Origin of the sequence: Paenibacillus auburnensis (assembly GCF_927798115.1) — a bacterium.
Taxonomy (GTDB): domain Bacteria; phylum Bacillota; class Bacilli; order Paenibacillales; family Paenibacillaceae; genus Paenibacillus_AQ; species Paenibacillus_AQ auburnensis.
The window spans coordinates 147,956-170,454 of the sequence record NZ_CAKMMG010000004.1 but is presented as its reverse complement, the minus strand read 5'-3'; the positions used below and the strand labels follow the sequence as shown (position 1 = coordinate 170,454).

Sequence of the window (22,499 nt, the reverse complement as noted above, 5' to 3'; positions counted from 1 at the left end):
AGAAACGGGTGCCGGATCAGAAGAGAAGGCATTTCCGTTTCTTCTCAATGCAACAGCTTTCGAGGAGGGAAATATTAAGATGAACAAAGGACGCGTTGTAAGCATTATGGGTCCGGTTGTCGATATTGAATTTGAACGCGGCCAGTTGCCCGAGATTTTCAACGCTATCAAGATTGAAACCAGCTTGGAAAACGGCCGCACTATTGATTTGACCCTTGAGGTTTCCAATCACCTGGGTGACAACCTGGTTCGTTGTATCGCTATGTCGTCTACAGACGGACTGGTACGCGGGCTTGAGGTTGTTGACCAGGGCGGACCGATTTCCGTTCCGGTTGGCGCAGCTACACTTGGCCGCGTATTTAACGTGCTGGGCAATCCTATTGATAACGGCGCTGAGGTAGTTGCAGAACGCAACCCGATTCACCGTCTTGCTCCGACATTTGATGAACTGTCGACGCAAGCAGAAATTCTGGAAACAGGAATCAAGGTTATCGACTTGCTCGCCCCTTATGCTAAGGGCGGTAAAATCGGCCTCTTCGGCGGTGCCGGCGTAGGTAAAACCGTAACCATCCAGGAACTGATCAACAACATCGCACAGGAACACGGCGGTATCTCCGTATTTGCCGGTGTTGGTGAACGTACCCGTGAAGGTAATGACCTGTATCATGAAATGACGGACTCCGGCGTTATCAAGAAAACGGCAATGGTGTTCGGACAAATGAATGAGCCGCCGGGCGCACGTCTTCGTGTAGCTCTGACCGGTCTGACCATGGCGGAGTATTTCCGTGATGTGGAAGGCCGCGATACGCTGCTCTTTATCGATAATATATTCCGCTTTACCCAAGCGGGTTCCGAAGTATCGGCGCTGCTTGGCCGTATGCCGTCTGCGGTAGGTTACCAGCCTACACTGGCTACGGAAATGGGTCAATTGCAGGAACGCATCACTTCTACCAAGAAGGGCTCGGTTACCTCGATCCAGGCGATCTACGTACCGGCGGATGACTATACTGACCCGGCTCCGGCTACTGCTTTTGCCCACTTGGATGCAACAACCAACCTTGAGCGTAAGATTTCCGAGAAGGGGATTTTCCCAGCGGTAGATCCACTGGCTTCCAGCTCGCGTATCCTGGCTCCGGAAATTGTCGGCGAAGAGCACTACAACGTGGCACAAGGCGTTAAGCAGCTGCTGCAGCGCTATACTGAGCTTCAGGACATCATTGCCATCCTCGGTATGGATGAGCTGAGCGAAGAAGATAAGGTTATCGTAGCCCGTGCCCGTAAAGTTGAACGCTTCCTGTCCCAGCCTTTCCATGTGGCGGAACAATTCACCGGCTTTAAAGGTAAATATGTACCGATCAAGGAAACAGTTCGCAGCTTCAAGGAAATCCTGGAAGGTAAGCATGATGATCTTCCGGAAGCAGCCTTCCTCTTTGTAGGCACGATTGAAGAAGCAGTCGAAAAAGCGAAATCAATGTAATTCTGTTTAGATCATGCTTTCGATAGCGAGCTTTACTTCGTAAAGCTAAAGCCTATGCTTTCGATGCGAGCTTAACGAAGTTAAGCTTTTAGGAGGAATGAAAGTGAATACCTTTCTGTTGGAAATTGTCACGCCGGAGCATCTCGTTTACTCCAAGCAGGTTAATAGCCTGACTGTAAAGGGAGCCGATGGCGACCTGGGTATTTTACCGGGACACATTCCGCTTGTGACTCCACTTCAGGTTGCTCCGATGTTCGTTAAGGCGGATGGTGTTACGACCATAATCGCTGTTCATGGCGGGTTCGTGGAAGTGCATAAAGACAAGGTGACCGTGCTGGCCGAAAGTGCCGAGCTTCCTAAGGATATCGATGTTGAACGTGCCGAAGCGGCTAAAGAACGGGCTCAGCGCCGTCTTCAGTCCCGCAGTAAACAGGATGATATTGATCACCGCCGTGCGGAGCTGGCGCTTCAACGCGCCGTTACACGGATTAAAGTGTCTACTGGAAAAGGACAACAGTAATCAAATAAGCGGTCAAGCCTCTGGCTTGGCTGCTTTTTTTTTAAGATAAGAATTCATATGTTTCAGATTCTACTTATCCTTCTCTTTCTCGCAGAAACGGATACAGTCCTTAAAAAGGACGGTAAAACCGTTTCTTCTTGGTTGGAGCAAAACTATTATTATGTGACTATCTAGTAACAACCCAAGCTATCTGAGCATGTAATGTTTAAAAATTTGCAAAAGTACTGGATTCTTTTCATCTACGCAAGTATGATATAAGAGTCGATTTCCAAGTAACATATACACGGAGGGGTTAGATGGATCAAATGTTGTATGATGATTTGTCCAGCGCGATCAGTACCAGCGGTTTGGTCTCGATGATCGTTTCTTTGCTCTGTGTAGTATTATCTTGGTGGGCACTTCAGAACCTTAAGCTCGATTTGGTCATAAGATATCCCAAGAGCCCACAGGGCAGACTGCTGCACTTACTGCTGGCAATCGTCCTCGGCCACTTCGTGGCGGGCTTCCTGCTGGATTACTTGAGCTGGAGCGGACAGATTCGTAACATGTTTTAATGACTAGGGGTTTGGTTATATCTGTCTTAGGCCAACCCAGTGAAAATGATGTCGAATAATAAGGTTTTATTATGTCAACACTGATGTTTAAGGAACGTGCCCGCACATCGGGCACACTGGCGGAATATCCGATATTTTAACAGCTGCATCTTACATTCAAAATTAATTTAAGAAATAATGGACGCGGAGGGAAACCGAAATGAGCAAATTTATCGTCCGCGGTGGCAACAGATTGACCGGGAGCGTGAAAGTAAGCGGCGCAAAAAATTCCGTACTACCGATCATAGCCGCCTCTCTATTGGCAGAAGAAGGAGTAAGCGTCATTGTGGACGCTCCTCCGCTAGACGATGTAATGACTATCAGCAAAGTGCTGGAATCTCTGGGTGCGGGTGTTACATACCAGAACGATATCATCGAGGTTGATGCTAGAAGCATTACTTCCTGTGAAGCGCCTTATGAATGGGTGCGGAAAATGCGGGCATCCTTCTTAGTAATGGGCCCATTGTTGTCCCGTATGGGGCATACGCGTATTTCCCTGCCTGGAGGCTGTGCCATCGGCACAAGACCAATTGACCAGCATCTCAAAGGGTTTGAAGCTCTAGGAGCTGAAATCAGTCTGGGTCAGGGCTACATTGAAGCGAAATCAAACGGACGGCTGCGCGGGGCTAAAGTGTATTTGGATGTAGCCAGCGTAGGAGCGACCGAAAATATAATGATGGCCGCAGCACTCGCTGAAGGTGTTACGGTCATTGAGAATGCCGCTAAGGAACCGGAAATTGTCGATTTGGCCAATTACCTGAACGGCATGGGCGGTATTGTCCGCGGTGCAGGAACAGGCGTTATCCGGATTGAAGGGGTTGAAAGCCTGCATGGCGTGAAGCATCACGTGATTCCTGACCGGATCGAAGCTGGTACTTATATGGCGGCTGCAGCAATTACAGGCGGTGACGTGTATGTGGAAGGCGCAATTGCCGATCACCTCGGTCCTGTTATTGCCAAGATGGAGGAAATGGGCGTTACTATCATCCCGGATGAGAACGGTATACGGGTTATCGGCGACAAGCCGCTGAAGGCTGTGGATTTGAAGACATTGCCGTACCCCGGCTTCCCTACTGATATGCAGTCGCAGATGATGGCGCTGCTGCTCCGCTCGGAAGGCACTGCAGTTGTAACAGAGACGGTATTTGAGAACCGTTTCATGCACGTGGATGAATTCCACAACATGAACGCTGAGATCAAGATCGAAGGACGTTCAGCCATTGTGACCGGAAATGCGCAGCTGGTGGGTGCTAAGGTATGCGCTACAGACCTGCGTGCAGGTGCTGCACTTATTTTGGCAGGGCTTGTTGCCGAAGGGACTACAGAAGTCAGTGGAACCCATCACATTGACCGCGGTTATGTGAATTTGGCCGAGAAGCTGTCGGGACTTGGTGCGGACATATGGCGGATTTCCATGGAAGAGTCGCCTGCTCCGGTTGTAAAGGAAGAGGTCCTCAAACCTGAAACGGCAAGAAGTGAAGAGCTGAAGCCGCGCTTCCAGGTTCAGCCGACCTGGGTATAATTATTGTAAATAACGACGAAGACTGCTCCGCATTTGCGGGGCAGTCTTTTTTTAGGTTCTGTTTTTTTGAACTCTCTCACTCTCAGAATAGCGTTCTAGCAGCACCCGGAAATTCATATCTATAAGAATCACCAGTGAATTACGGAAGGAGCATAGAAATGAGAGATTTTCGCTATCTGAAACGCCAAATGCAAAAGCGCCGCTCGGTGCGCCGGCCGGGCAGCGCACCGCGGCTCCGGCGGCTGGCCCCCGCCGCCTGGCTGGCAGCCCCGCTGCTCGTGGGGCTGCTGCTGCCGCTGGCTCTTGTCCCGCTGCGCGGGGGACATGAGCCGGTGCCACCGGCCGTGCCGCAGGCCACGGCCTCCCCGGCTGCGCCGGCAGCGGCTGCGGAAGCCCCGCAGCCGGAGGTCTCCGTCTATTTGTCGCAGAGCGGACAAATCGAGACCCTGCCGCTGGAGGACTACGTCAGCGGCGTGCTGGCGGCCGAGATGCCTGCCGACTTTGAGCTCGAAGCGCTCAAAGCGCAGGCCGTGGCCGCACGCACGTTCATTGTCCGCCGCCTGATGGCCGGCGACCACAGCGGGGTGCCCGTTCCGGAGGCGGATGTAAGTGATACGGTAAGCCATCAGGCTTACGTATCCTTGTCCACGCTGGAACGGGATTGGGAGCACGGCGGCAAAAGCGCCGCGCTGGCCAAGCTCCGCCGCGCGGTCCTGGAGACGCGCGGAGTGATCATGACCTATAAGGGGCAGCCGATTACGGCGTCCTTCTTCGCCTCCAGCGGGGGCTATACCGAAAATTCGGAAGACTACTGGAATTTTGCCGTTCCTTATTTACGCAGCGTAGCCAGCCCGTGGGAGCTAGCGATTACACCGAATCTCGCGGTAACAGTCAGCTTCAGCACCTCTGAGCTGCTCAGCAAGCTGGGCCTGGAGTCCAAAGCCCTTCCAGCCTCCGCGGGTTTGTCCGCAACCGGCAAGGTGAAGCCGGTATCCTCATCTTCCTCTGGGCTGCCCGCTGTGGTCCTGTCGCTCACTGACGGGCACCGGGTCAAGGAGATTTCCATCGGGGGGACCGTGTTTACCGGACGTGAGGTGCGCGAGAAGCTGGGGCTGCGCTCCAGCCAGTTCACCTGGAAGCGGCAAGGCAGTAAAGTTCTCATTACAACCTACGGAAACGGGCATGGTGTAGGAATGAGCCAGTGGGGAGCGAACGGGATGGCTAAGGAAGGCAGCACGGCCACCCAGATTCTCAAACACTACTACAGCGGCATCTCTTTTACCCAAGTCTCAACTCTTCTGAAAAAATAACTTAAAAGATACGTATAAAAGCGGATCGCCCGGTAACACTGGTTACTGAGGTGATAAACTATGAATGAACAAGACAAAAACAAGCAAACCCATGATGAATCTCTCAAAAACAAGCAGGGAGATTCAGGCGCTAAGCCTTCTTCATGGAACAGAGTATTATCGAGACGCTGGGTATTCCCGGCAGTCTACACGGCGGCAGCGGCTCTTATACTAACCTTGGTGTGGTTCTATCAGGATGCCGGCCAGAAGCCGCTGAATCCTGACACCGCCGCCGTAGTTTCACAGGACACCGCTGGTTCCGGCAATGAAGCCGGTACAGCTGGCGATCCTGCAGCAGTCGAAGTTGTCGCATCGGCAGAAAACCTGGCTTGGCCGGTGGCCAGCCCAAGTGATGTGGAAGTGGTTAAACCGTTCTACGATGAAAACGGGACCGAAGAAAATCACGTTGCAGCCATGGTACAGTATGACAACACCTTTGTAACCAATAACGGCATCGACATCGCCCGTGAGGATAACAAAACGTTTGATGTCAAAGCTGCACTCAGCGGTGAAGTGACACGGGTGGAAGATGTTGCGGTATTCGGCAAGGTTGTTGAGATTACCCATCCCGGCAATCTGAAGACCGTGTATCAGAGCCTCGGCGATATCAAAGTGAAGCAAGGCGATGAAGTGAAGCAGGGCGATACGCTGGCAACAGCGGGACGCAGTGAAATTGAGAAGGATCTTGGCAACCATGTGCACTTTGAAGTGTACGAGGATGGAAAGCCTGTAAATCCGTCTGATCTGCTGACACAACGCTAAAATGCATTTTTTCTCAGGGGGCTTAGGCCCCCTGTTTTTTGTGTGTGCTCCACTGTGGCGTAACTCTAAGCTTATTACTAAAAACACATCTTTAGTCCCATTCCGCGAAATCCGGGCTCTTTACGGTTGTCCACGAAATAAAATGAGCCTTCCCGGGCTTGTCACGTCCTGAAAGCGCGAATATATAGGCCCGCCCCTCATATAATGTACCAAACTATCCACAGTTGGGAGGCGGGAGCGTGCACGATTACATCAAGGAACGGACGATCAAAATCGGACGCTGCATCGTGGAAACCAGGCATACGGTCCGGACCATAGCCAAGGAATTTGGCGTATCAAAGAGCACGGTGCATAAAGATCTAACCGAACGTTTGCCGGAAATTAACCCGGATTTAGCGGATCAGGTGAAGCACATTCTCGAATATCACAAATCGATTCGTCATCTGCGGGGGGGAGAAGCGACAAAAATTAAGTATAAAAAAACGACCGGTAAAAAACGCGAGGTTGCTGTAGCCTCAAAGCCATGATATTTTTGGATTTTTAAGCTATTATTCAGTTTTATCGCATTGTATACTTCCCCTAAAGTATGGTATTTTTAAATTTGGTACTAACTAACTATTCTCATTTAAAATAACACTTTGGGGGCTCTTTCATTATGCTTAGCAAGGATATCGGAATCGATCTCGGCACTGCCAATGTGCTCATTCATGTCAAAGGGAGGGGAGTCGTTCTGGATGAACCCTCCGTGGTCACACTTGAAAGTGATACGAAGCGGGTCCTTGCGGTTGGGGAACAGGCACGTCGCATGGTTGGACGTACACCTGGCAATATTACTACCATTCGTCCTCTCCGGGACGGTGTCATTGCTGATTTTGCCATAACGGAAATGATGCTGAAGTATTTCATCGACCGCGTTGGCGGACGTACCTGGTACTCCAAGCCCCGCATATTGATCTGCGCCCCCACGAACATAACATCAGTTGAACAGAAATCAATCCGGGAAGCAGCCGAACGCAGCGGGGCCAAGGATGTTTATCTGGAGGAAGAACCTAAAGCCGCTGCCATTGGAGCGGGCATGGATATTTATCAACCAAGCGGAAATATGGTCGTCGATATCGGCGGCGGAACGACGGATGTAGCTGTCCTGTCCATGGGCGACGTCGTTACCGCCTCCTCGATTAAAGTCGCAGGGGACAAGTTCGACGAGGCCATTTTAAAATATATCAAGCAGAAGTACAAACTGCTAATCGGTGAACGAACCGCGGAGGATATCAAGGTTTCCATCGGCTCGGTCCGCCCCGGCGGCATGAAGGCCGAGATGGATATCAGAGGACGGGACATGGTAAGCGGACTACCCCAGACGCTCACGATTTCTTCCGGCGAGGTAAAGGAAGCGCTGTGGGACCCGGTTTCGATGATTGTGGCTGCGGCCAAATCGGTATTGGAGCGTACACCGCCTGAGCTGTCGGCAGATATTATTGACCGCGGTGTCGTCCTGACGGGCGGCGGCGCGCTGCTTAACGGGCTGGACGAGCTACTCTCTGAGCAGCTGCATGTTCCGGTCTGGGTGGCGGAAGATCCGATGCATTGTGTGGTCAAGGGAACCGGGATTATGCTGGATCATTTGGACAAGGTCGTTAAGAAAAAGTTCTAAGCTGCCGATATAAGGGATAACAGCAGATTCAGGAAGGAGAATTGCCCTCATGATTAGAGGATTATATACGGCCGCTGCCGGTATGGTTACGCAGCAGCGTAGACATGACACGGCGACGCAGAACATTGCCAATATGAATACAACGGGGTACAAGCAGGTCGACAGCGTCAGCCACGCTTTTCCTGATGTATTGATCTCAGCGATGAGCGGAGGCACTACGAAGCAGGTCGGCCGCCTCAATACGGGGGTATTTGCCGAGCAGTCGATTTCCCAATATTTGCAGGGCGATCTGATTGAAAGCGGCAAGCCCTATGATTTTGCGTTATCCACCGACTTGCTGGTGCAAGATCCTGCGACCGGAGAGAATATTGTTTTTGACGGCTCGGGTAAATATGTAAATGCCGACGGTGAGGTTATTTACCGGCCTCAGGCATTCTTTACTGTTCAAGATAATGAAGGCAACAATTTATATACAAGAAACGGCAGCTTCACTGTAAATGCAGCGGGAGAAGTATTAAGCTCTGGAGGGTTCAAGGTACTGGACGCTGCCGGCAACCCGCTGGTATTGACAGAGCCGCAGGATAATCTTAAAGTGGACGGGCAGGGTAATCTGCTGGATCCGGCTACAGGTCTTCCTTCCGGAACGAAGCTTGGCATCAGTGTAATCACCAAACCGCAGGAGCTGGTGCGTGACGGGAATGGTGTTTTCCACGCTGACGATGCAGATGCTGCTGAAATCCGGTATGCGGATGCCGGGGATAATCTGCAGGTGCGCCAGGGTTATCTGGAAGGCTCCAACGTCGATGCTACCCAGGTAACGGTTGATTTGAACGCAGCCTACCGGGCTTATGAGGCCAATCAGAAGGTCATCCAATTTTATGACACCAGCCTGCAGAAGACAGTGAATGAAGTGGGCAGAGTATAGGCCGCAGTAGCAACGCTTACTAAGCTTTTGGGAGGTTTGATCTATGAACAATTCAACAATCGGTGCAGCCGTCTCGATGTCCAGTCTTCAGGCACGGCTTGATATCATTGCAGATAATATTGCCAATATGAACACGAATGGTTACAAGAGCAAGGAAGGTTCTTTTGAGGATGTGCTGACCCGTGTTCAGCAGCAGTCCAAGGAGTACGACCAGCCTGGCCGCAGTACGCCGCTCGGCTTTAATATGGGTTTTGGTGTCCGTGTCGCTACGGTAACAAGCAATTGGGAAGAAGGCACCATGCAGGAGACCGGTAATCCGACAGATCTGGCGCTGCAGGGGAACGGATTGTTTGGGGTTCAAGTCAACGGGGGCACTGCCTTTACACGCCAAGGCGATTTTCACTTCACTCCTGATCCGGCTGACGCTAAACGTATGATGCTGGTGGACAATGCGGGGAATCCGGTCCTGAATACAGAAGGCAATCCGCTTACTGTGCCTGCCAATGTAAGTGCGGCAATCGATGAGAAGGGCCGGGTACTCACTAAGAGCGGTGAGAACGATCCTGTACAGCTAGCGGGCACAATCATGATTGTGGAGCCGCTGAGCAAGACTGCGCTGCAGGCTGTGGATGGTAATTTCTATGTGCTTCCTGAAGGGGTTACGGCGGATCAGGCTTTTCTTCAAAGAGCACCGGGTGAAGCTTCGGCAGTAGGCGTGCGTTCCGGTTATCTGGAGCAGTCCAATGTGGATCTCAGCAAGGAAATGACGGAAATGATGCAGATTCAGCGTACTTATCAGCTTGCCGCCCGGGCGCTTTCTTCCAGTGACCAGATGATTGGCCTGGCCAATAATATGCGCGGGTAGGTGAAGGAATGAGTGTTCAGAGTAAACATAAGCCCGAAGAGGAAACCCAGCAACCGGTGAAACGGCGCGGTGTATCCAAATGGACGATCGTTCAATGGTTTCTGATTCCTCTGCTGCTGATAGCTGCACTTGCAGGAGGGTTAGTTGCCGGATATGTCATCCTGGGCAAAAGAGAATTAAGCGATGTACTCCAGTGGAGCACATGGAAGCATGTATATGATCTGGTGTTCGCACCTTAATTTAGAGCCTTTTTAGAACTCCCTTGTTGTACAGGGGAGTTTTCTTTTTTATACTGGAAAATGTATAATGATTGGGGACTAAGGGGGCGCCCGGATATATGCTTTCTGATAAGTCCAAAAAGGGCCCTCTCCGCCATGCTGCCGCGTGCGGCGGAGAAAGCCCCTTATCTCAACCTCCACTGCTGCAGGTCGTGAAGGATAATTATAGTTTTTTCCGAAGCAGTCCATATTTATGCAGCCATTAGCAAAGAATAATGCTGAAACCTGTAGCAAGGATTGTTTGAACACGCGGTTATATCCGAAAGGAGCTTTGCCAACATGCTTAATATCAATGAAATTCAAGAAATAATCCCCCACCGGCCTCCATTTCTGCTGGTGGACAAAATTATCGAAATAGAAATGGGCAAACGGGCAGTAGGCATCAAGAATGTTACGGTGAACGAACCGTTCTTCGCCGGCCATTTTCCGGGATATCCGGTTATGCCGGGTGTACTAATCACGGAAGCGCTGGCTCAGGTCGGTGCTGTGGCTATTCTAGGGGTTGAAGCCAACCGCGGGAAGATTGGTTTCCTGGCAGGTCTGGACGGATTCCGTTTCCGTGGTCAGGTAGTGCCGGGGGATACGCTTACGCTTGAAGTGGAGATCACCAGACTTAAAGGCAGCATCGGAAAAGGCCAAGCTACTGCCAAAGTGGATGGCAAGATCGTAGCTTCCGGAGAAATTATGTTCGCACTAAGCTAGTACGTGTTATAAAATCATATATCATAGATGGAGAAGGAGAGATTCATATGACTCAATTAAGCCCGAAAGCCGAAGAAACTTTATCACGCTGGCTGCAGGACCCTTCTGTGGACGAGAACACCAAGGCAGAACTGAACCTTCTTGTGAATGAACCGCAAGAGCTGGAAGAACGCTTTTACAGAGATTTGGAATTTGGTACAGGCGGTTTGCGCGGTGTAATCGGTGCCGGCAGCAACAGGATTAACCGTTACACGGTAGGCAGAGCCACTCAAGGGTTCGCTAATTATATTTTGGAACAGCATATCGGGGAAGGCAGACCATCCGTCGTAATCGCTCATGATTCCCGCCGTTTCTCACCGGAGTTCACTTTGGAGGCTGCACTCGTACTGGCTGGTAACGGTATTGAAGCGCATCTGTTCCCTTCGCTGCGGTCCACACCACAGCTGAGCTTCACTGTACGCCACTTGAAGGCTACTGGGGGCGTAGTAATTACCGCAAGCCATAACCCTCCGGAGTACAACGGCTATAAAGTTTATAATTCCGAAGGGGGACAGCTGGTTCCGCATGAAGCGGAAAAGGTTATTTCCTACATATTGGAGGTTGATTCCTTCAATGGTGTAAAACGTATTTCCCGTGAAGAGGCCGAGAGCCAAGGCTTGCTGCATTGGCTGGGAGAGCAGGAAGATGAGGCCTTCACAGATACGGTGGCGGCTGTCAGCGTTGCCCGGGAGCAAATCACTTCTACACTTGGCCGTGATTTCAAAATTGTCTACACTCCGCTTCATGGAACGGGGAATCTGCCGGTCCGTAGCGTTTTGAAAAAAATCGGATTTACCGAGGTTCATGTTGTACCGGAGCAGGAGCAGCCGGATTCTGAGTTTTCTACCGTGAAGTCTCCGAATCCTGAAGAACGCGAAGCATTCACCCTTGCCATCAAGCTGGGTGAGGAGCTGGGCGCTGATCTGCTGATCGGTACCGATCCGGATGCCGACCGTATGGGAGCAGTTGTGCGCGACAATGAAGGCAAATTCGTGGTTCTGTCCGGTAACCAGTCCGGTGCGCTGATGATCCATTACTATTTGAGCCGTCTGCAGGAACAAGGTAAGCTGCCAAGCAATGGTGCAGTGGTTAAGACCATTGTTACCAGTGAAATGGGGGCGGCCGTAGCTTCCCATTATGGTGCTACCGTATTTAATACACTGACCGGATTCAAATATATCGGGGAGAAAATGACCCAATTCGAGCAGTCCGGGGAGTATACCTACCTCTTTGGATATGAAGAGAGCTACGGTTATCTTGCCGGCAACTATGCCCGCGACAAGGATGCCGTGCTTGCCTCCATGCTCATTGCGGAAGCGGGTGCCTATTACAAGGCGCAGGGCAAGACGCTGTATGATGTCCTCCAAGAGCTGTATGAGCAGTTTGGCTACTTCCTGGAAAGCCTGGAGTCCCGCACGCTTAAGGGCAAAGACGGTGTAGCGCAAATTCAGGAAATTATGAATGACTGGCGCACTAGCCCGCCGCAGGAAATTGCCGGTGCCTCTGTAACCGAGGTCCTTGATTACTCGCTCGGCCTGAATGGCCTGCCGAAGGAAAATGTTCTGAAGTACCTGCTGTCTGACGGATCCTGGTTCTGCCTGCGCCCATCCGGCACAGAGCCGAAAATCAAAGTGTATTTTGCCGTTCGCGGTGAATCGCTCCAGAATGCAAAAGACAAGGTAGCTGCGCTGACGCAGCAGGTTATGTCCCGCGTGGACGGGAAATAATATATCCTACAAGATATTAAGTTTTCTACAGAAACGGATACTGCTCCTCACAGGACGCACGTCCGTTTCTGCTTGAGTTTAGAGGTTTTGAAGTGAAAGAGGAGGTACTTTTGGTGCAGCAGAAATGGCAACGATGGAATATAGCTTCGCGAAAGTGGTTGTGGATACTCGTGGTGATTGGTGTTTTGGCCGCTCTCCCGGTTGTTTACGACCGCCTGCAGACGGAGAAGTCTTCCAAGACGGTTGAATTTGTATTTGATTATCGTGATCTCGTAGAGGTAGCCAGCTACCGTGTAAATCCTAAGGATTATATATCTGAGCAGCTTGACCGCTTGAAGGATGCCGGTGTGCAGAGTATGGCCATTTATGAAAGCACGCTTGAGGATTACCGCAAAACCCGCCGTCTGATGTTATGGGGCGCGGCTGACATTGCAAATTTGACAGACACGGTGATTCCGGAAAATGAGAACTATACATACGTCCTCTTTACGAGCACGGAGAATAGTTCGGTGCTCGCGCCGATCATACAGGAAGCCTTCAATCGTCTTGATATCGCAACTGAAAACTGGAGCTTCCGCGGACAGCAGGGGCTTATCATCAAAACTCCATTGGAGGACGCAACACTGAAGCCGCTGCAGCCGGACCCGTTTAATCTGGAAATGCTGCATGAGAAGGGCTTCAATATTGTGCCCCGCCTAGTTGATTCTTTAACCTACAACCAGGAGGCTGTTACGAAGCTGCTGGATCGTTATCAGGAGCTTGGAGTTAAACGGATTCTTTTTGAAGGGGAATCTGTTAAGGGATTCAATGATGATGCTTCCTCAAGCAGTCTCTCTGCATTCGCAGATCTTCTTAAGGAACGCGGAATGGGAATTGCTGCAATTGAGAACATTAAAGTACAGCAAAAAGGATTTAATAGACTAGCTTATCTGCTCGATTATAATGTGACCCGGCTATATTCTCTCAGTGAAGGGGATTCCGGACTATCTCCGGAAGTAATCGCTGACCGCTTTGCGCTGGCCACTAAGGACCGTAATATCCGGATGATCTATCTCAATACCATTCCATCACGGGATACCACCAAGGCTCAGGTTACCGACACCTTGGACAACCTGGTAACCAGCCTTAGCGGCCCGGATGGGGCAGTGAAGAAAATCGAAGACAACGGCTTTACTCTGGGTCAGGCCACGGCTTTTGAAGTTGTGGATTCCTCCTATCAACGTTACTTTAAGCTAGGAGCTGTGATTGGCGCAGTATCCATGGTTGCACTTCTTGTCTCCTACTTCATTCCTTTGCTCACCCTTGCGGCCTGGGCACTGGGTCTGGTTGGAAGCGCAGGCCTGATGCTACTGAAGCCGGAGCTCTTTGAACAGGCGCTGGCACTTGCAGTGGCGATCAGTGCCCCGACGGTTGCAACAGTGCTGGCCGTCCGCAAAATCAATGAACAAGGCCCGCCGCTGCGGAAGAGTACACTAACTTATGTGGTTATGAGCCCGGGGCGCCGGTTGGCGCACAGTCTTGTGCTTTATATAAAGACTGCTCTTATCTCACTGAGTGCCGTACCTTTTGTCATCGCACTGCTAAACAATATTACCTACAGTCTGGTGCTCAATCAGTTCCGCGGCGTCAGCCTGCTGCATCTGGCTCCAATTGCCCTGACCGGGCTTTATGTACTCTTATATCGCGGAGAGTTTGCGTTTAACAAAACAGGCAAACTACTGCGTACCCCAATTACGCTTGCCTGGGTCATTGCAGCCGGTGTTCTTGGCGTGATGGGAATGTATTACTTAAGCCGTACCGGCAACGGCGGCAGTGTAAGCTCGCTTGAAATGTCGTTCCGTACCTTCCTGGAGAATACTGTTGGCGTGCGGCCTCGGAATAAGGAATTCCTGCTTGCCCATCCGCTGTTTATTCTGGGAGCCTTTATGGCCTATAAGTACCGGAACGCTGCCTTTATCATGATTGTCGCGGTGATTGGCCAGCTATCGATGGTGGATACTTTCGCCCATATTCATACTCCGGCATTAATCTCAGTCATCCGCGGAGGGCTTGGCTTGGGACTTGGCCTCATTATTGGTCTTATCGCCGCCTTGGTATGGCAGATTGCGGAAGGGTGTTGGAAACGATGGTCGCCACTGCTCAGAAAATAATCATTTCCGGCTACTACGGTTTCCGTAACAGCGGGGACGAGGCGGTGCTGCAGTCTATTCTTAACGCATTGCAGAAACAGTCTCAAGCTGCCGGGATCACTATTGAACCTATTGTGTTATCCATTGATCCGGAATGGACGACCGCCACCTATGGGGTGAAATCCGTCCACCGGATGAAGCTGGGCGAAGTCCGGCGTGCTATCTCGGAAAGTGACGGACTTATCAGCGGGGGAGGCAGCCTGCTTCAGGATGTAACAAGCAGCAAGACTGTTCCTTATTACCTGGGTATAGTCAAGCTGGCCCAGTGGCTGGGTAAGCCGACCTTTATTTATGCCCAAGGCATCGGTCCGGTGAACCGGAAGCTGTTCCATCCGCTGATCAAATCCGTATTCCGCAAATGTGCCTATGTGTCTGTGCGGGATGAGAAGTCCCGTCTGCTGCTGCAAAGTATGGGACTTGACGAGAGTAAGATTGAGGTTGTTCCCGATCCTGTTATGGGTCTGGAGCTTCCAGGGGCACCCGGGACGCTAGCCCTGGATCCTCAATCTCCTAATCACTCAGCTTCTGGACTGAAAACTGTAGGCGTATCAGTGCGGTATTGGGAGGAATCGCGGCGGGAGCTGGATGCGATCGCTGAGGGGCTGGTTCAGGCGTGTGGCACAACGCCGCTTCACTTGCGGTTCCTGCCTTTTCACCATCCGTTAGATAATGAAGCCTCAAGATATGTAATGCAGAAGCTGGAGAAGAAGATAGCAGCGCTTGGAGGAGCGGTTAGTCTATGTGAGGATGCGCTTCATCCCCAACAGATGCTGCGTGAAGTTGCAGAGTGTGGCGCTCTGATCGGTATGCGCCTGCACAGCTTGATCTACGCCGCCGGCAGACGTGTACCTCTAATGGGTATCTCTTACGATCCCAAGATTGATCATTTTCTGGAGCGAATCCGCTGCACGCCGGTAGGATCGACTCAAACATTGGAAGGCAACATGGTTGCAGCTGAAATTCTGCATCTTCTGCAAGAAGAGGAAGCATGGAAACGGGAGCGGGAGCCGTTAATCGCAGCCTTAGTTGAAGCAGCCGAGGCTCCGGCCCGGCAGATTACCGAATATTTCCGCCGCAAAGGATGATTGAACGTGAAAGCAGATAGTGTTTTGCCTACTGTGCCAATTTTTGGTATACGGGTATCCAAAGTCGACATGAAAGCTACGGTTTCCTATTTGACCGAGGCTGTACGTAACCGGGAGCCGCATCAAGTGATTACAGCCAATCCCATTATGGTTATGACTGCCCTGGATAATCCGGCCTATATGGAGATTATGAAGTCAGCAGAATTGGTCGTCCCTGACGGAACGGGTGTTGTCTGGGCAGCGGAATATTGCAAAGAGCCAGTGGCTGAGCGTGTAGCAGGATTTGATCTTTTACATGAATTGCTGCGCCAAGGCGAAGTCTATAACTGGAGGGTCTATCTTCTCGGTTCTGCACCGGATGTGATTCGGGAGACCGCTTCAAGGTTACAAACTCAATATCCGCGTATCGTAATATCCGGCTATCGGGATGGTTACTTTGGACCCGAAGCAGACGAGGAGATTATTGAGGATATTACCCGCTCCCAGCCAGACCTGCTTTTTGTCGCCAGAGGTGCAGACAGCCAGGAACCATGGATTGCCAAGTACAAGTCCCGGCTGAATATACCTGTGATGATGGGGGTGGGCGGGAGCTTTGATGTGATCTCAGGCAAAAGCAAACGGGCTCCTAAAGCTTTCCAAAAACTCCGGGCAGAGTGGTTATATCGCCTTCTCAAAGAGCCGACCCGATACAAAAGAATGCTTGCGCTGCCGAAATTCGCAGTAAAAGTGGTGCGCGAGAAAGATAAAGTGACAAAAGTTTAGTGAAAAGCGTGAATTTACCGGGAAAATCCGAACAACAGCCTAAAAACGGAATTGGAATTTACTTTTAGTTCAGCGTATAATTCAATGCGGTAGAGAAATGGGGGTCGACTTTTCAAATGTTAATTATATACATCGCCGGATTTGTTGTGTGCATGGGACTTGCGCTCCTGTTGACGCCACTGGTGAAGAAATTCGCTATTAAGATTGGTGCTACAGATGTGCCGAATGCCCGTAAGGTGCATACGAAGATAATGCCCCGCCTTGGTGGGCTAGGTATATTTCTGGCGTTTGTGTTAGGCCTGCTTGCCGTATTGCCAATTATTCCTTACGATTTTACTCCGCGGGAGGCTAACTTCATCAAAGCGCTGCTGTGCGGCGGCGGACTGATCGTTCTTATCGGGGGATTTGATGACCGGTTCGAGCTTTCAGCTAAAGTGAAGCTGCTGGGCCAAATTGCCGCAGCCTGCATCGTAGTTTTCGGTTTTGGCATTACTGTTGATTTCGTGAATATTCCTTTTAACAATACGTATTCTTCACTGGAAAGCTGGATCGCTGTTCCGCTGACGATCTTCTGGATTGTCGGTGTCACTAATGCCGTTAACCTGATTGACGGGTTGGACGGGCTAGCAGCCGGTGTATCCGGAATTGCAATTGCTACAATCGCTGTAATGGCGTTTTTGATGGGTAATACGATGGTTGCGCTCCTGTGCCTGCTGTTGCTTGGCAGTATACTAGGTTTTCTGTTCTTCAACTTTCACCCGGCAAAAATCTTCATGGGCGATACAGGCTCATTGTTCTTAGGTTTCTGTCTGGCACTCTTGGCGCTGCTAGGATTTAAACAAATTGCGGTGGTATCTTTTATTACTCCACTCCTGATCATAGGCGTTCCTTTATCAGATACGTTCTTCGCCATCGTGCGCCGCAAGCTGCAAAAGAAACCTATCTTTGCACCTGACAAAGGGCATCTGCATCACTGCCTGCGCGAACTTGGTTTCAGCCATCGTCAAACGGTTCTCATCATTTATGGTATTGCTGCTTTCTTCGGTATACTGGCAGTTATACAAACGTCCGCTTCGCTCTATGAAGCGAACTGGGTAACCTTCGTAGTGATTTGCGTTATGCTGTTCTTCCTGCAGATTGGTGCTGAAATAACCGGCGTCATCAGTAAGACCAAACGGCCTTTAATTGATTTTCTGCTAAGAATGCGAATGAAGGTTAGTCCGGAGCGCGGATCGAAGTCATAAAGGCACTAGAAACTGTGATCTGCTATTATATTCCTTTAATTTACAAAGCTCATCCTTTTTAGGATGAGCTTTTTTATTGTATTCCTAAAAAAAACTGCCGCTATGACCGATAAAGAACAAAGTGAAGAATATCGAGAACATATACTCAAAGGAGAGATATAACACATGTTACGCTTTAAGAGAGCATTCGTTTGGCTGCTGCTGGCGGCTCTGATCGTTTCCATGTTTCCTGGTAAATACACGCCGCAAGCAGCGGCAGCAACCACGACCTACTTCAGTCCGGATGATCTCACGCTGCGGAATACAGCAAGTCTTGACCAGACAGCGACCACTGGTGCAATGGCAATCACAAGAAATACTGTATATAAGACAAGCGCTCCCAACTTCTCCATAACCGGTACCTATGCACAGGTAACTGCTTCCACTATGAAGGTTACTGTGCAGCAGATGACGCAGAGTGGGGGGAAATGGGTTACAGATGATACCCATACTACTACTGGTGCGGTAACTACGGACACCCTAAATCCGGATAACCGGTTTATAGCAAGTGGCCTAACCCTCTTTGCAGGATATAATAAAATTACTTTTTCAGGCATGCAAGGCTCCTTACAACGCTCCGAATCGTTTTATGTACTTTACGATAAGGTCCCTTATATTTCTTCTCTTCAAGTACTTGGAGGAGGACCCACTGCCATTAACTTAAATGAAGGTACCAAGGTTGTTGTACCTAACCAGCAGATCACGCTCCAAGGTAATGTAACGAATGCAACCAAGGTAGGGGTATCCCTAAATGGTGGTTCTTCGCTGCAAACCTCGCTTCTTGAGGATGGAACCTTTTTTACACCAGCGCTCACTTTGAAATCTGGGGAAAATACGCTGGACATCATAGTGCAGAATGCAGCTGACTCCATTGCAATTAAACGTTCGGTGTATTATTTTGACAAGAACAAGCCGTTTACCGATCTGTACATTACCCACGGCGATTCTACGCTGACGACACCCGTCTACAAGGCTTATAGTATTTTGGACAATATCCCTACCCTGACAGCTAAAGATACCACAGCTGAGATTATGGGACAGGTACTTCTTCCTTATAACGCCAGCCCTAAGACTTTTGAAGATAATCATGAAGTGAAAATTAACGATCTGGTCGTTCCAATCGATGTGCTGGAGTCCTATACGATTAACTCAGACGGTACATTTAATACAAAGACTGGTACAACAGCACAGAAAGAAATCATTATCCCGGCCCCAGATGGGGTGACGCCTCAATACCGTTTAATCACCTTTCGGACTAACGGTTCATTCGCGCTTACTGCGGGAACTTCTAACGTAATCGTAGGAATTACGTACGGGACTTATACTACATCGGTCAAAGAAACCTATAAGTTCCTGGCGGGTGAGAACGTCATTACGGATATGTACTACCTTTCAGGTTATAAAGAAGTTTCTACAGGTAACATTGACGCTTCAAAATTATCAAAGCTTCCATTAAACGGAGCTGAAGTCGAAACACCTGACTTTTTCATTATGGTGAAGTCAAGCGCGGCACCCTCGGATTTATTGGGTTCTTACCTCCCCTTGGGGGCATCGCTGGAGCTAGAGAAACAAACTAATCTCGATAATCTAGGCTCCAATGAGGCTGTCTATAAGGTTGTTGGTTTCTCCAACGGACAGCAGAAGGTGAAATTTCAATTTAAAGGTTCACAATCCTTTTATAATGCAGATATTGCTTATGTCTCCAAGAACTATATTTATGTAGCTAACTTAAATGATGGTCAGACCTACACATTCAGTTCAGCCAATGCTGCCAATACTATGTCAGTATCAGGTGAATATATCGGGTTCGAGAACATCAGCAATGCCCAATTTTTTGTCAACGGGACTTCAAATGACAAACTGAAACCAGGACTACAGGATAGTGATACTTTCGATCCGACGAAGAATCCAAAATTCTCATTTGTACTTAATATTTCAGCTTCAGGCCCCCTCGTATATGGAGAGAATAAAATTGTATTCACCGGAACCTCCATGGACAATGTGGGGAATAAGAGAGAAATACGCAAGGAACTCAAAATCTATATTGTAGATACCAATGTATCCAACCTGTCACAGTTCCATCCCAAGCTGCCTAAAGGAAGAGCTGCGCTTAACCATACGAATATTAAGGACTATACGGATAAAGAGCTTAACGATATTCTTGGATTGACTTCTGAGTTCATCTATAAGGATGAAAAGTATGTCACCAGCCAAACCAGCTACGATTTGGTACTCAGAGGAGGAGCAGCGAATAAGCTTAACCTGTATCAAGGTTCTGAACTGTTCCTTTCCCTGGGTAGTGCAACACTGGGTACAGACTCGGTTAAAAAAGGACCAGAATCATTCACTTACAGAGGAAAGACCTATTACTATGATTTTGTGGGCAGCAGCACAGATTTCATTCTGCGGATCATGGATATTCCTGCGGAAACAGCGGGAAGTATTGTATACAACCTGGAGTTAATCAATGAAACCGGTGCTCGCACGAATCAACGTTTGGAGGTAGAGCGTGAAGTCTCTCCATACCGCATCTTATCTCCAGTAGAAACGGTTGGAAAACAGATTGTCGTCAATAAAAACTTTGTCCGTTTTGATATTGAAGCTGAAGGGGCAACAAAAGTTATAATTGATAAATTTGAAGCTGTGCCACGTACAGATTTGCCGAACAGATTTACGCTGGATTATGTAGGTTTGAAACCAGATAAAGCAACAACAATAAAAATCCAGATTGTTCGTGCTGCGGCAACCATAAATGATACAATCACCGTCTATTACGCTAGTGCCGTACAAGTGGATACACAATTCATGGCTGAAAAGGTTGCGGCTAAGTATAGTGTATTTAACAAGGGACTTGAGCTTTCGTTTCCAAAGGGTACATTAATGAAGGGAAACACTAGTTCCGGCGCGGCAAAGTACTATCCTGATACCAAACTGCTTTTCGGGATTGCAGATCCGGTAGATGGTGTTGTTGAGCGTAAAAATGATTATGGCAACACAATCAACGTAGATGCAGATGCACGCACACCAGGAGGTCAAAGCACATTGCTAATTCCTTCTGATTTGGTATTGCGGTTTAACTCGACAGTAGAAACCAATAACTTCTCCCGGGTATCCGACATTTACTGGATCAGTGGAGGTCTTGGGGAAAAAGGTACTAAGGGCACTGCGCTTTATAAACCGGCTACAAATGGTATTGCGCCATATTCGGTAGAAGGTAATTTCACACAAATTGAAGCCGAACGCAAAATTGTTCCTTCACAGCGTGGGGAACTGACTCTTACGTTTAGTCCCAATATTGTGGATGAGGTTGGATCAACGATAACAGTGTACCGGTATACAGACTCAGGACAATGGGAGAACATTGGCGGCGAGGTCGATACGAAGAAACATACGATCACTGTTGCTTTTGATCAATTTGGGTATTACACAGTAATGAAGCTCCGCCGTGGATATACAGACATCACGAATCACCCATGGGCAAGAAATATCCTTAACGGATTATATTCCAAGGGTATTATGAAAAATCTTAGGTTCGATCAATTTGGAGCCGACGATACGACTACACGTGGTGAATTTGCTACCCTGCTGGTGAAAGGGCTGAATATCCCTTTAAGCTACAATAATAGCCAGCAAACCTTCTTTGATATTGTGCCCGAGGCAGTTTCGACAACATGGGACTTCAAGCATATTGAGACCGCTGCAAGAGCAGGTATCATAACAGGCTTAAGCGATGGGTTCTTCGGCCCGGATCAGCCGTTAACAAGAGAACAGGCGGCCGTGATGATTGCAAGAGCTCTGAAGCTTAAAATGGCGCTCAACGATGACAAGCTTCTGACCACTCTTACCAAGTCGTTTGTGGATTCGGGAAGTATGGACTTTTACTCCAGACCAGCCATTGATGCGGTATCTAAAGCCAAAATCATGTCAGGCAGTGCAGTGACGATTACGGGCCAAACTAAACCCGTATATAATTTCAATCCGAAGGGCAAGCTGACTAGAGCGGAAGCCGGAAAGATTGCTGTATCACTCTTGCAGAAGAGCACGAGCATCTTCCCGAAAACCTTCAATTAATGTAGCAATGGAACGGCAGGTCCGCGAAAACTGTTCGCGGACCTGTTTTTTTAATGGAAAATACATGCTATCGACATTAACTTTGTAATCTGCACTGTTTTACGTTACAATAATTTAGAAAATAATTTTTTCTGAAAGGTGAAAGCCATCGATGAAACCGATTTTATCAAAAGCGCAATTGGATTACACGAAAGCAAAGAATTTGTTTGAGAATAGAGCAAAAGTTTTGGAAAGAGAGATCGCCGCAAAACGGGCGTTGCAGGAGATTACACAAGAGGTAATGGAAGAGCTTGTACAAGCTACAGGGTTCCATGATGCATACAATGATCTTGTTATCGCTGAGAATGCCTTGATTGAATGGTCCCACACTACAATTAAACATGAGAAGACCTACCGCGAGAACCGTGAGGCCATTGATGCCATGTACGAGAATGTAAATGCCAGTCCTGAGAAACGCCAGGAATTGATTCAACTATCGATGAAGATCCGTTAGTTTATATGTTATATAAGAAAAGCGCCGATCCCGGCGCTTTTTTATTTTCCAGGATGAGGAAATGGAAAGGTTTGAAAAAGGATAATTATGTTTATTTACTTAACAAATATTGCTTAATGACGATACCAAACCTCCATGCTATACTAATTCCCGTAGCAACCCAACATTAACAATAGTTAGTAGAACATACATATCTATCTTCT

At 49.1% G+C, this 22,499-nt stretch carries 19 protein-coding genes; all 19 read left to right on the top strand.

The genetic code is table 11. From position 1 onward, the window contains the following. The first annotated feature begins 79 nt into the window (after positions 1-79). The gene (gene atpD / locus L6H70_RS16380) at positions 80-1,477 is read left to right on the top strand and encodes a F0F1 ATP synthase subunit beta (protein WP_236334941.1); all 1,398 of its coding nucleotides are present in this window, start codon (positions 80-82) and stop codon (positions 1,475-1,477) included. Between the two features lie 103 nt (positions 1,478-1,580). Further along, a complete protein-coding gene (locus tag L6H70_RS16375; protein WP_206102289.1) occupies positions 1,581-1,997 on the top strand; it encodes a F0F1 ATP synthase subunit epsilon in 417 nt (138 codons plus the stop codon). Positions 1,998-2,293: 296 nt separating this feature from the next. Next, complete coding sequence (locus tag L6H70_RS16370; protein WP_206102288.1) at positions 2,294-2,551, top strand: DUF1146 family protein; 258 nt, start codon at positions 2,294-2,296, stop codon at positions 2,549-2,551. Positions 2,552-2,750: 199 nt separating this feature from the next. Then, complete coding sequence (gene murA, locus L6H70_RS16365; protein ID WP_236334940.1) at positions 2,751-4,112, top strand: UDP-N-acetylglucosamine 1-carboxyvinyltransferase; 1,362 nt, start codon at positions 2,751-2,753, stop codon at positions 4,110-4,112. 158 nt (positions 4,113-4,270) lie between these two features. Continuing rightward, positions 4,271-5,422 carry a stage II sporulation protein D gene (gene spoIID / locus L6H70_RS16360; RefSeq protein WP_236334939.1) on the top strand — a complete coding sequence of 384 codons (1,152 nt, stop codon included), beginning with the start codon at positions 4,271-4,273 and terminating at the stop codon, positions 5,420-5,422. Between the two features lie 60 nt (positions 5,423-5,482). Further along, positions 5,483-6,223, top strand: coding sequence for a stage II sporulation protein SpoIIQ (gene spoIIQ, locus L6H70_RS16355; RefSeq protein ID WP_236334938.1), 741 nt, complete (start codon positions 5,483-5,485; stop codon positions 6,221-6,223). Between the two features lie 239 nt (positions 6,224-6,462). Beyond that, positions 6,463-6,750, top strand: a complete 288-nt coding sequence (gene spoIIID / locus L6H70_RS16350) for a sporulation transcriptional regulator SpoIIID (RefSeq protein ID WP_019915029.1) — start codon at positions 6,463-6,465, stop codon at positions 6,748-6,750. Between the two features lie 128 nt (positions 6,751-6,878). Then, positions 6,879-7,877, top strand: a complete 999-nt coding sequence (gene mreB / locus L6H70_RS16345; protein ID WP_236334936.1) for a rod shape-determining protein — start codon at positions 6,879-6,881, stop codon at positions 7,875-7,877. Between the two features lie 49 nt (positions 7,878-7,926). Then, positions 7,927-8,802, top strand: coding sequence for a flagellar hook-basal body protein (locus tag L6H70_RS16340; RefSeq protein WP_236334935.1), 876 nt, complete (start codon positions 7,927-7,929; stop codon positions 8,800-8,802). A gap of 43 nt (positions 8,803-8,845) precedes the next feature. After that, positions 8,846-9,667, top strand: a complete 822-nt coding sequence (locus tag L6H70_RS16335; protein WP_236334934.1) for a flagellar hook-basal body protein — start codon at positions 8,846-8,848, stop codon at positions 9,665-9,667. 8 nt (positions 9,668-9,675) lie between these two features. Continuing rightward, the gene (locus L6H70_RS16330; protein WP_236334933.1) at positions 9,676-9,906 is read left to right on the top strand and encodes a DNA-directed RNA polymerase subunit beta; all 231 of its coding nucleotides are present in this window, start codon (positions 9,676-9,678) and stop codon (positions 9,904-9,906) included. A gap of 318 nt (positions 9,907-10,224) precedes the next feature. After that, complete coding sequence (gene fabZ, locus L6H70_RS16325) at positions 10,225-10,647, top strand: 3-hydroxyacyl-ACP dehydratase FabZ (RefSeq protein WP_054942285.1); 423 nt, start codon at positions 10,225-10,227, stop codon at positions 10,645-10,647. 47 nt (positions 10,648-10,694) lie between these two features. Beyond that, the gene (locus L6H70_RS16320) at positions 10,695-12,413 is read left to right on the top strand and encodes a phospho-sugar mutase (RefSeq protein WP_236334932.1); all 1,719 of its coding nucleotides are present in this window, start codon (positions 10,695-10,697) and stop codon (positions 12,411-12,413) included. Positions 12,414-12,526: 113 nt separating this feature from the next. Then, positions 12,527-14,563, top strand: a complete 2,037-nt coding sequence (locus L6H70_RS16315; protein WP_236334931.1) for a DUF5693 family protein — start codon at positions 12,527-12,529, stop codon at positions 14,561-14,563. Then, positions 14,539-15,687, top strand: coding sequence for a polysaccharide pyruvyl transferase CsaB (csaB, locus tag L6H70_RS16310; protein WP_236334930.1), 1,149 nt, complete (start codon positions 14,539-14,541; stop codon positions 15,685-15,687). The genes L6H70_RS16315 and csaB overlap by 25 nt, the downstream gene beginning before the upstream one ends. After that, positions 15,688-16,449, top strand: coding sequence for a WecB/TagA/CpsF family glycosyltransferase (locus tag L6H70_RS16305; RefSeq protein ID WP_423802837.1), 762 nt, complete (start codon positions 15,688-15,690; stop codon positions 16,447-16,449). 116 nt (positions 16,450-16,565) lie between these two features. Further along, positions 16,566-17,693 carry a glycosyltransferase family 4 protein gene (locus L6H70_RS16300; RefSeq protein WP_236334928.1) on the top strand — a complete coding sequence of 376 codons (1,128 nt, stop codon included), beginning with the start codon at positions 16,566-16,568 and terminating at the stop codon, positions 17,691-17,693. A 165-nt stretch (positions 17,694-17,858) separates the two neighbouring features. Further along, entirely contained in the window at positions 17,859-21,803 is a 3,945-nt protein-coding gene (locus L6H70_RS16295) for an S-layer homology domain-containing protein (RefSeq protein WP_236334927.1), read from the top strand. A gap of 151 nt (positions 21,804-21,954) precedes the next feature. After that, positions 21,955-22,296 (top strand): hypothetical protein, encoded by a 342-nt coding sequence (locus L6H70_RS16290; RefSeq protein ID WP_054942279.1) that lies wholly within the window; start codon positions 21,955-21,957, stop codon positions 22,294-22,296. Positions 22,297-22,499: the final 203 nt, after the last annotated feature.

Bases quoted from the DNA above. Each gene is read 5' to 3' on its own strand.
- atpD (WP_236334941.1), top strand. From the start codon at position 80: ATGAACAAAGGACGCGTTGTAAGCATTATGGGTCCGGTTGTCGATATT.
- L6H70_RS16370 (WP_206102288.1), top strand. From the start codon at position 2,294: ATGGATCAAATGTTGTATGATGATTTGTCCAGCGCGATCAGTACCAGC.
- murA (WP_236334940.1), top strand. From the start codon at position 2,751: ATGAGCAAATTTATCGTCCGCGGTGGCAACAGATTGACCGGGAGCGTG.
- spoIID (WP_236334939.1), top strand. From the start codon at position 4,271: ATGAGAGATTTTCGCTATCTGAAACGCCAAATGCAAAAGCGCCGCTCG.
- spoIIQ (WP_236334938.1), top strand. From the start codon at position 5,483: ATGAATGAACAAGACAAAAACAAGCAAACCCATGATGAATCTCTCAAA.
- mreB (WP_236334936.1), top strand. From the start codon at position 6,879: ATGCTTAGCAAGGATATCGGAATCGATCTCGGCACTGCCAATGTGCTC.
- L6H70_RS16340 (WP_236334935.1), top strand. From the start codon at position 7,927: ATGATTAGAGGATTATATACGGCCGCTGCCGGTATGGTTACGCAGCAG.
- L6H70_RS16335 (WP_236334934.1), top strand. From the start codon at position 8,846: ATGAACAATTCAACAATCGGTGCAGCCGTCTCGATGTCCAGTCTTCAG.
- L6H70_RS16330 (WP_236334933.1), top strand. From the start codon at position 9,676: ATGAGTGTTCAGAGTAAACATAAGCCCGAAGAGGAAACCCAGCAACCG.
- fabZ (WP_054942285.1), top strand. From the start codon at position 10,225: ATGCTTAATATCAATGAAATTCAAGAAATAATCCCCCACCGGCCTCCA.
- L6H70_RS16320 (WP_236334932.1), top strand. From the start codon at position 10,695: ATGACTCAATTAAGCCCGAAAGCCGAAGAAACTTTATCACGCTGGCTG.
- csaB (WP_236334930.1), top strand. From the start codon at position 14,539: ATGGTCGCCACTGCTCAGAAAATAATCATTTCCGGCTACTACGGTTTC.
- L6H70_RS16300 (WP_236334928.1), top strand. From the start codon at position 16,566: ATGTTAATTATATACATCGCCGGATTTGTTGTGTGCATGGGACTTGCG.
- L6H70_RS16295 (WP_236334927.1), top strand. From the start codon at position 17,859: ATGTTACGCTTTAAGAGAGCATTCGTTTGGCTGCTGCTGGCGGCTCTG.
- L6H70_RS16290 (WP_054942279.1), top strand. From the start codon at position 21,955: ATGAAACCGATTTTATCAAAAGCGCAATTGGATTACACGAAAGCAAAG.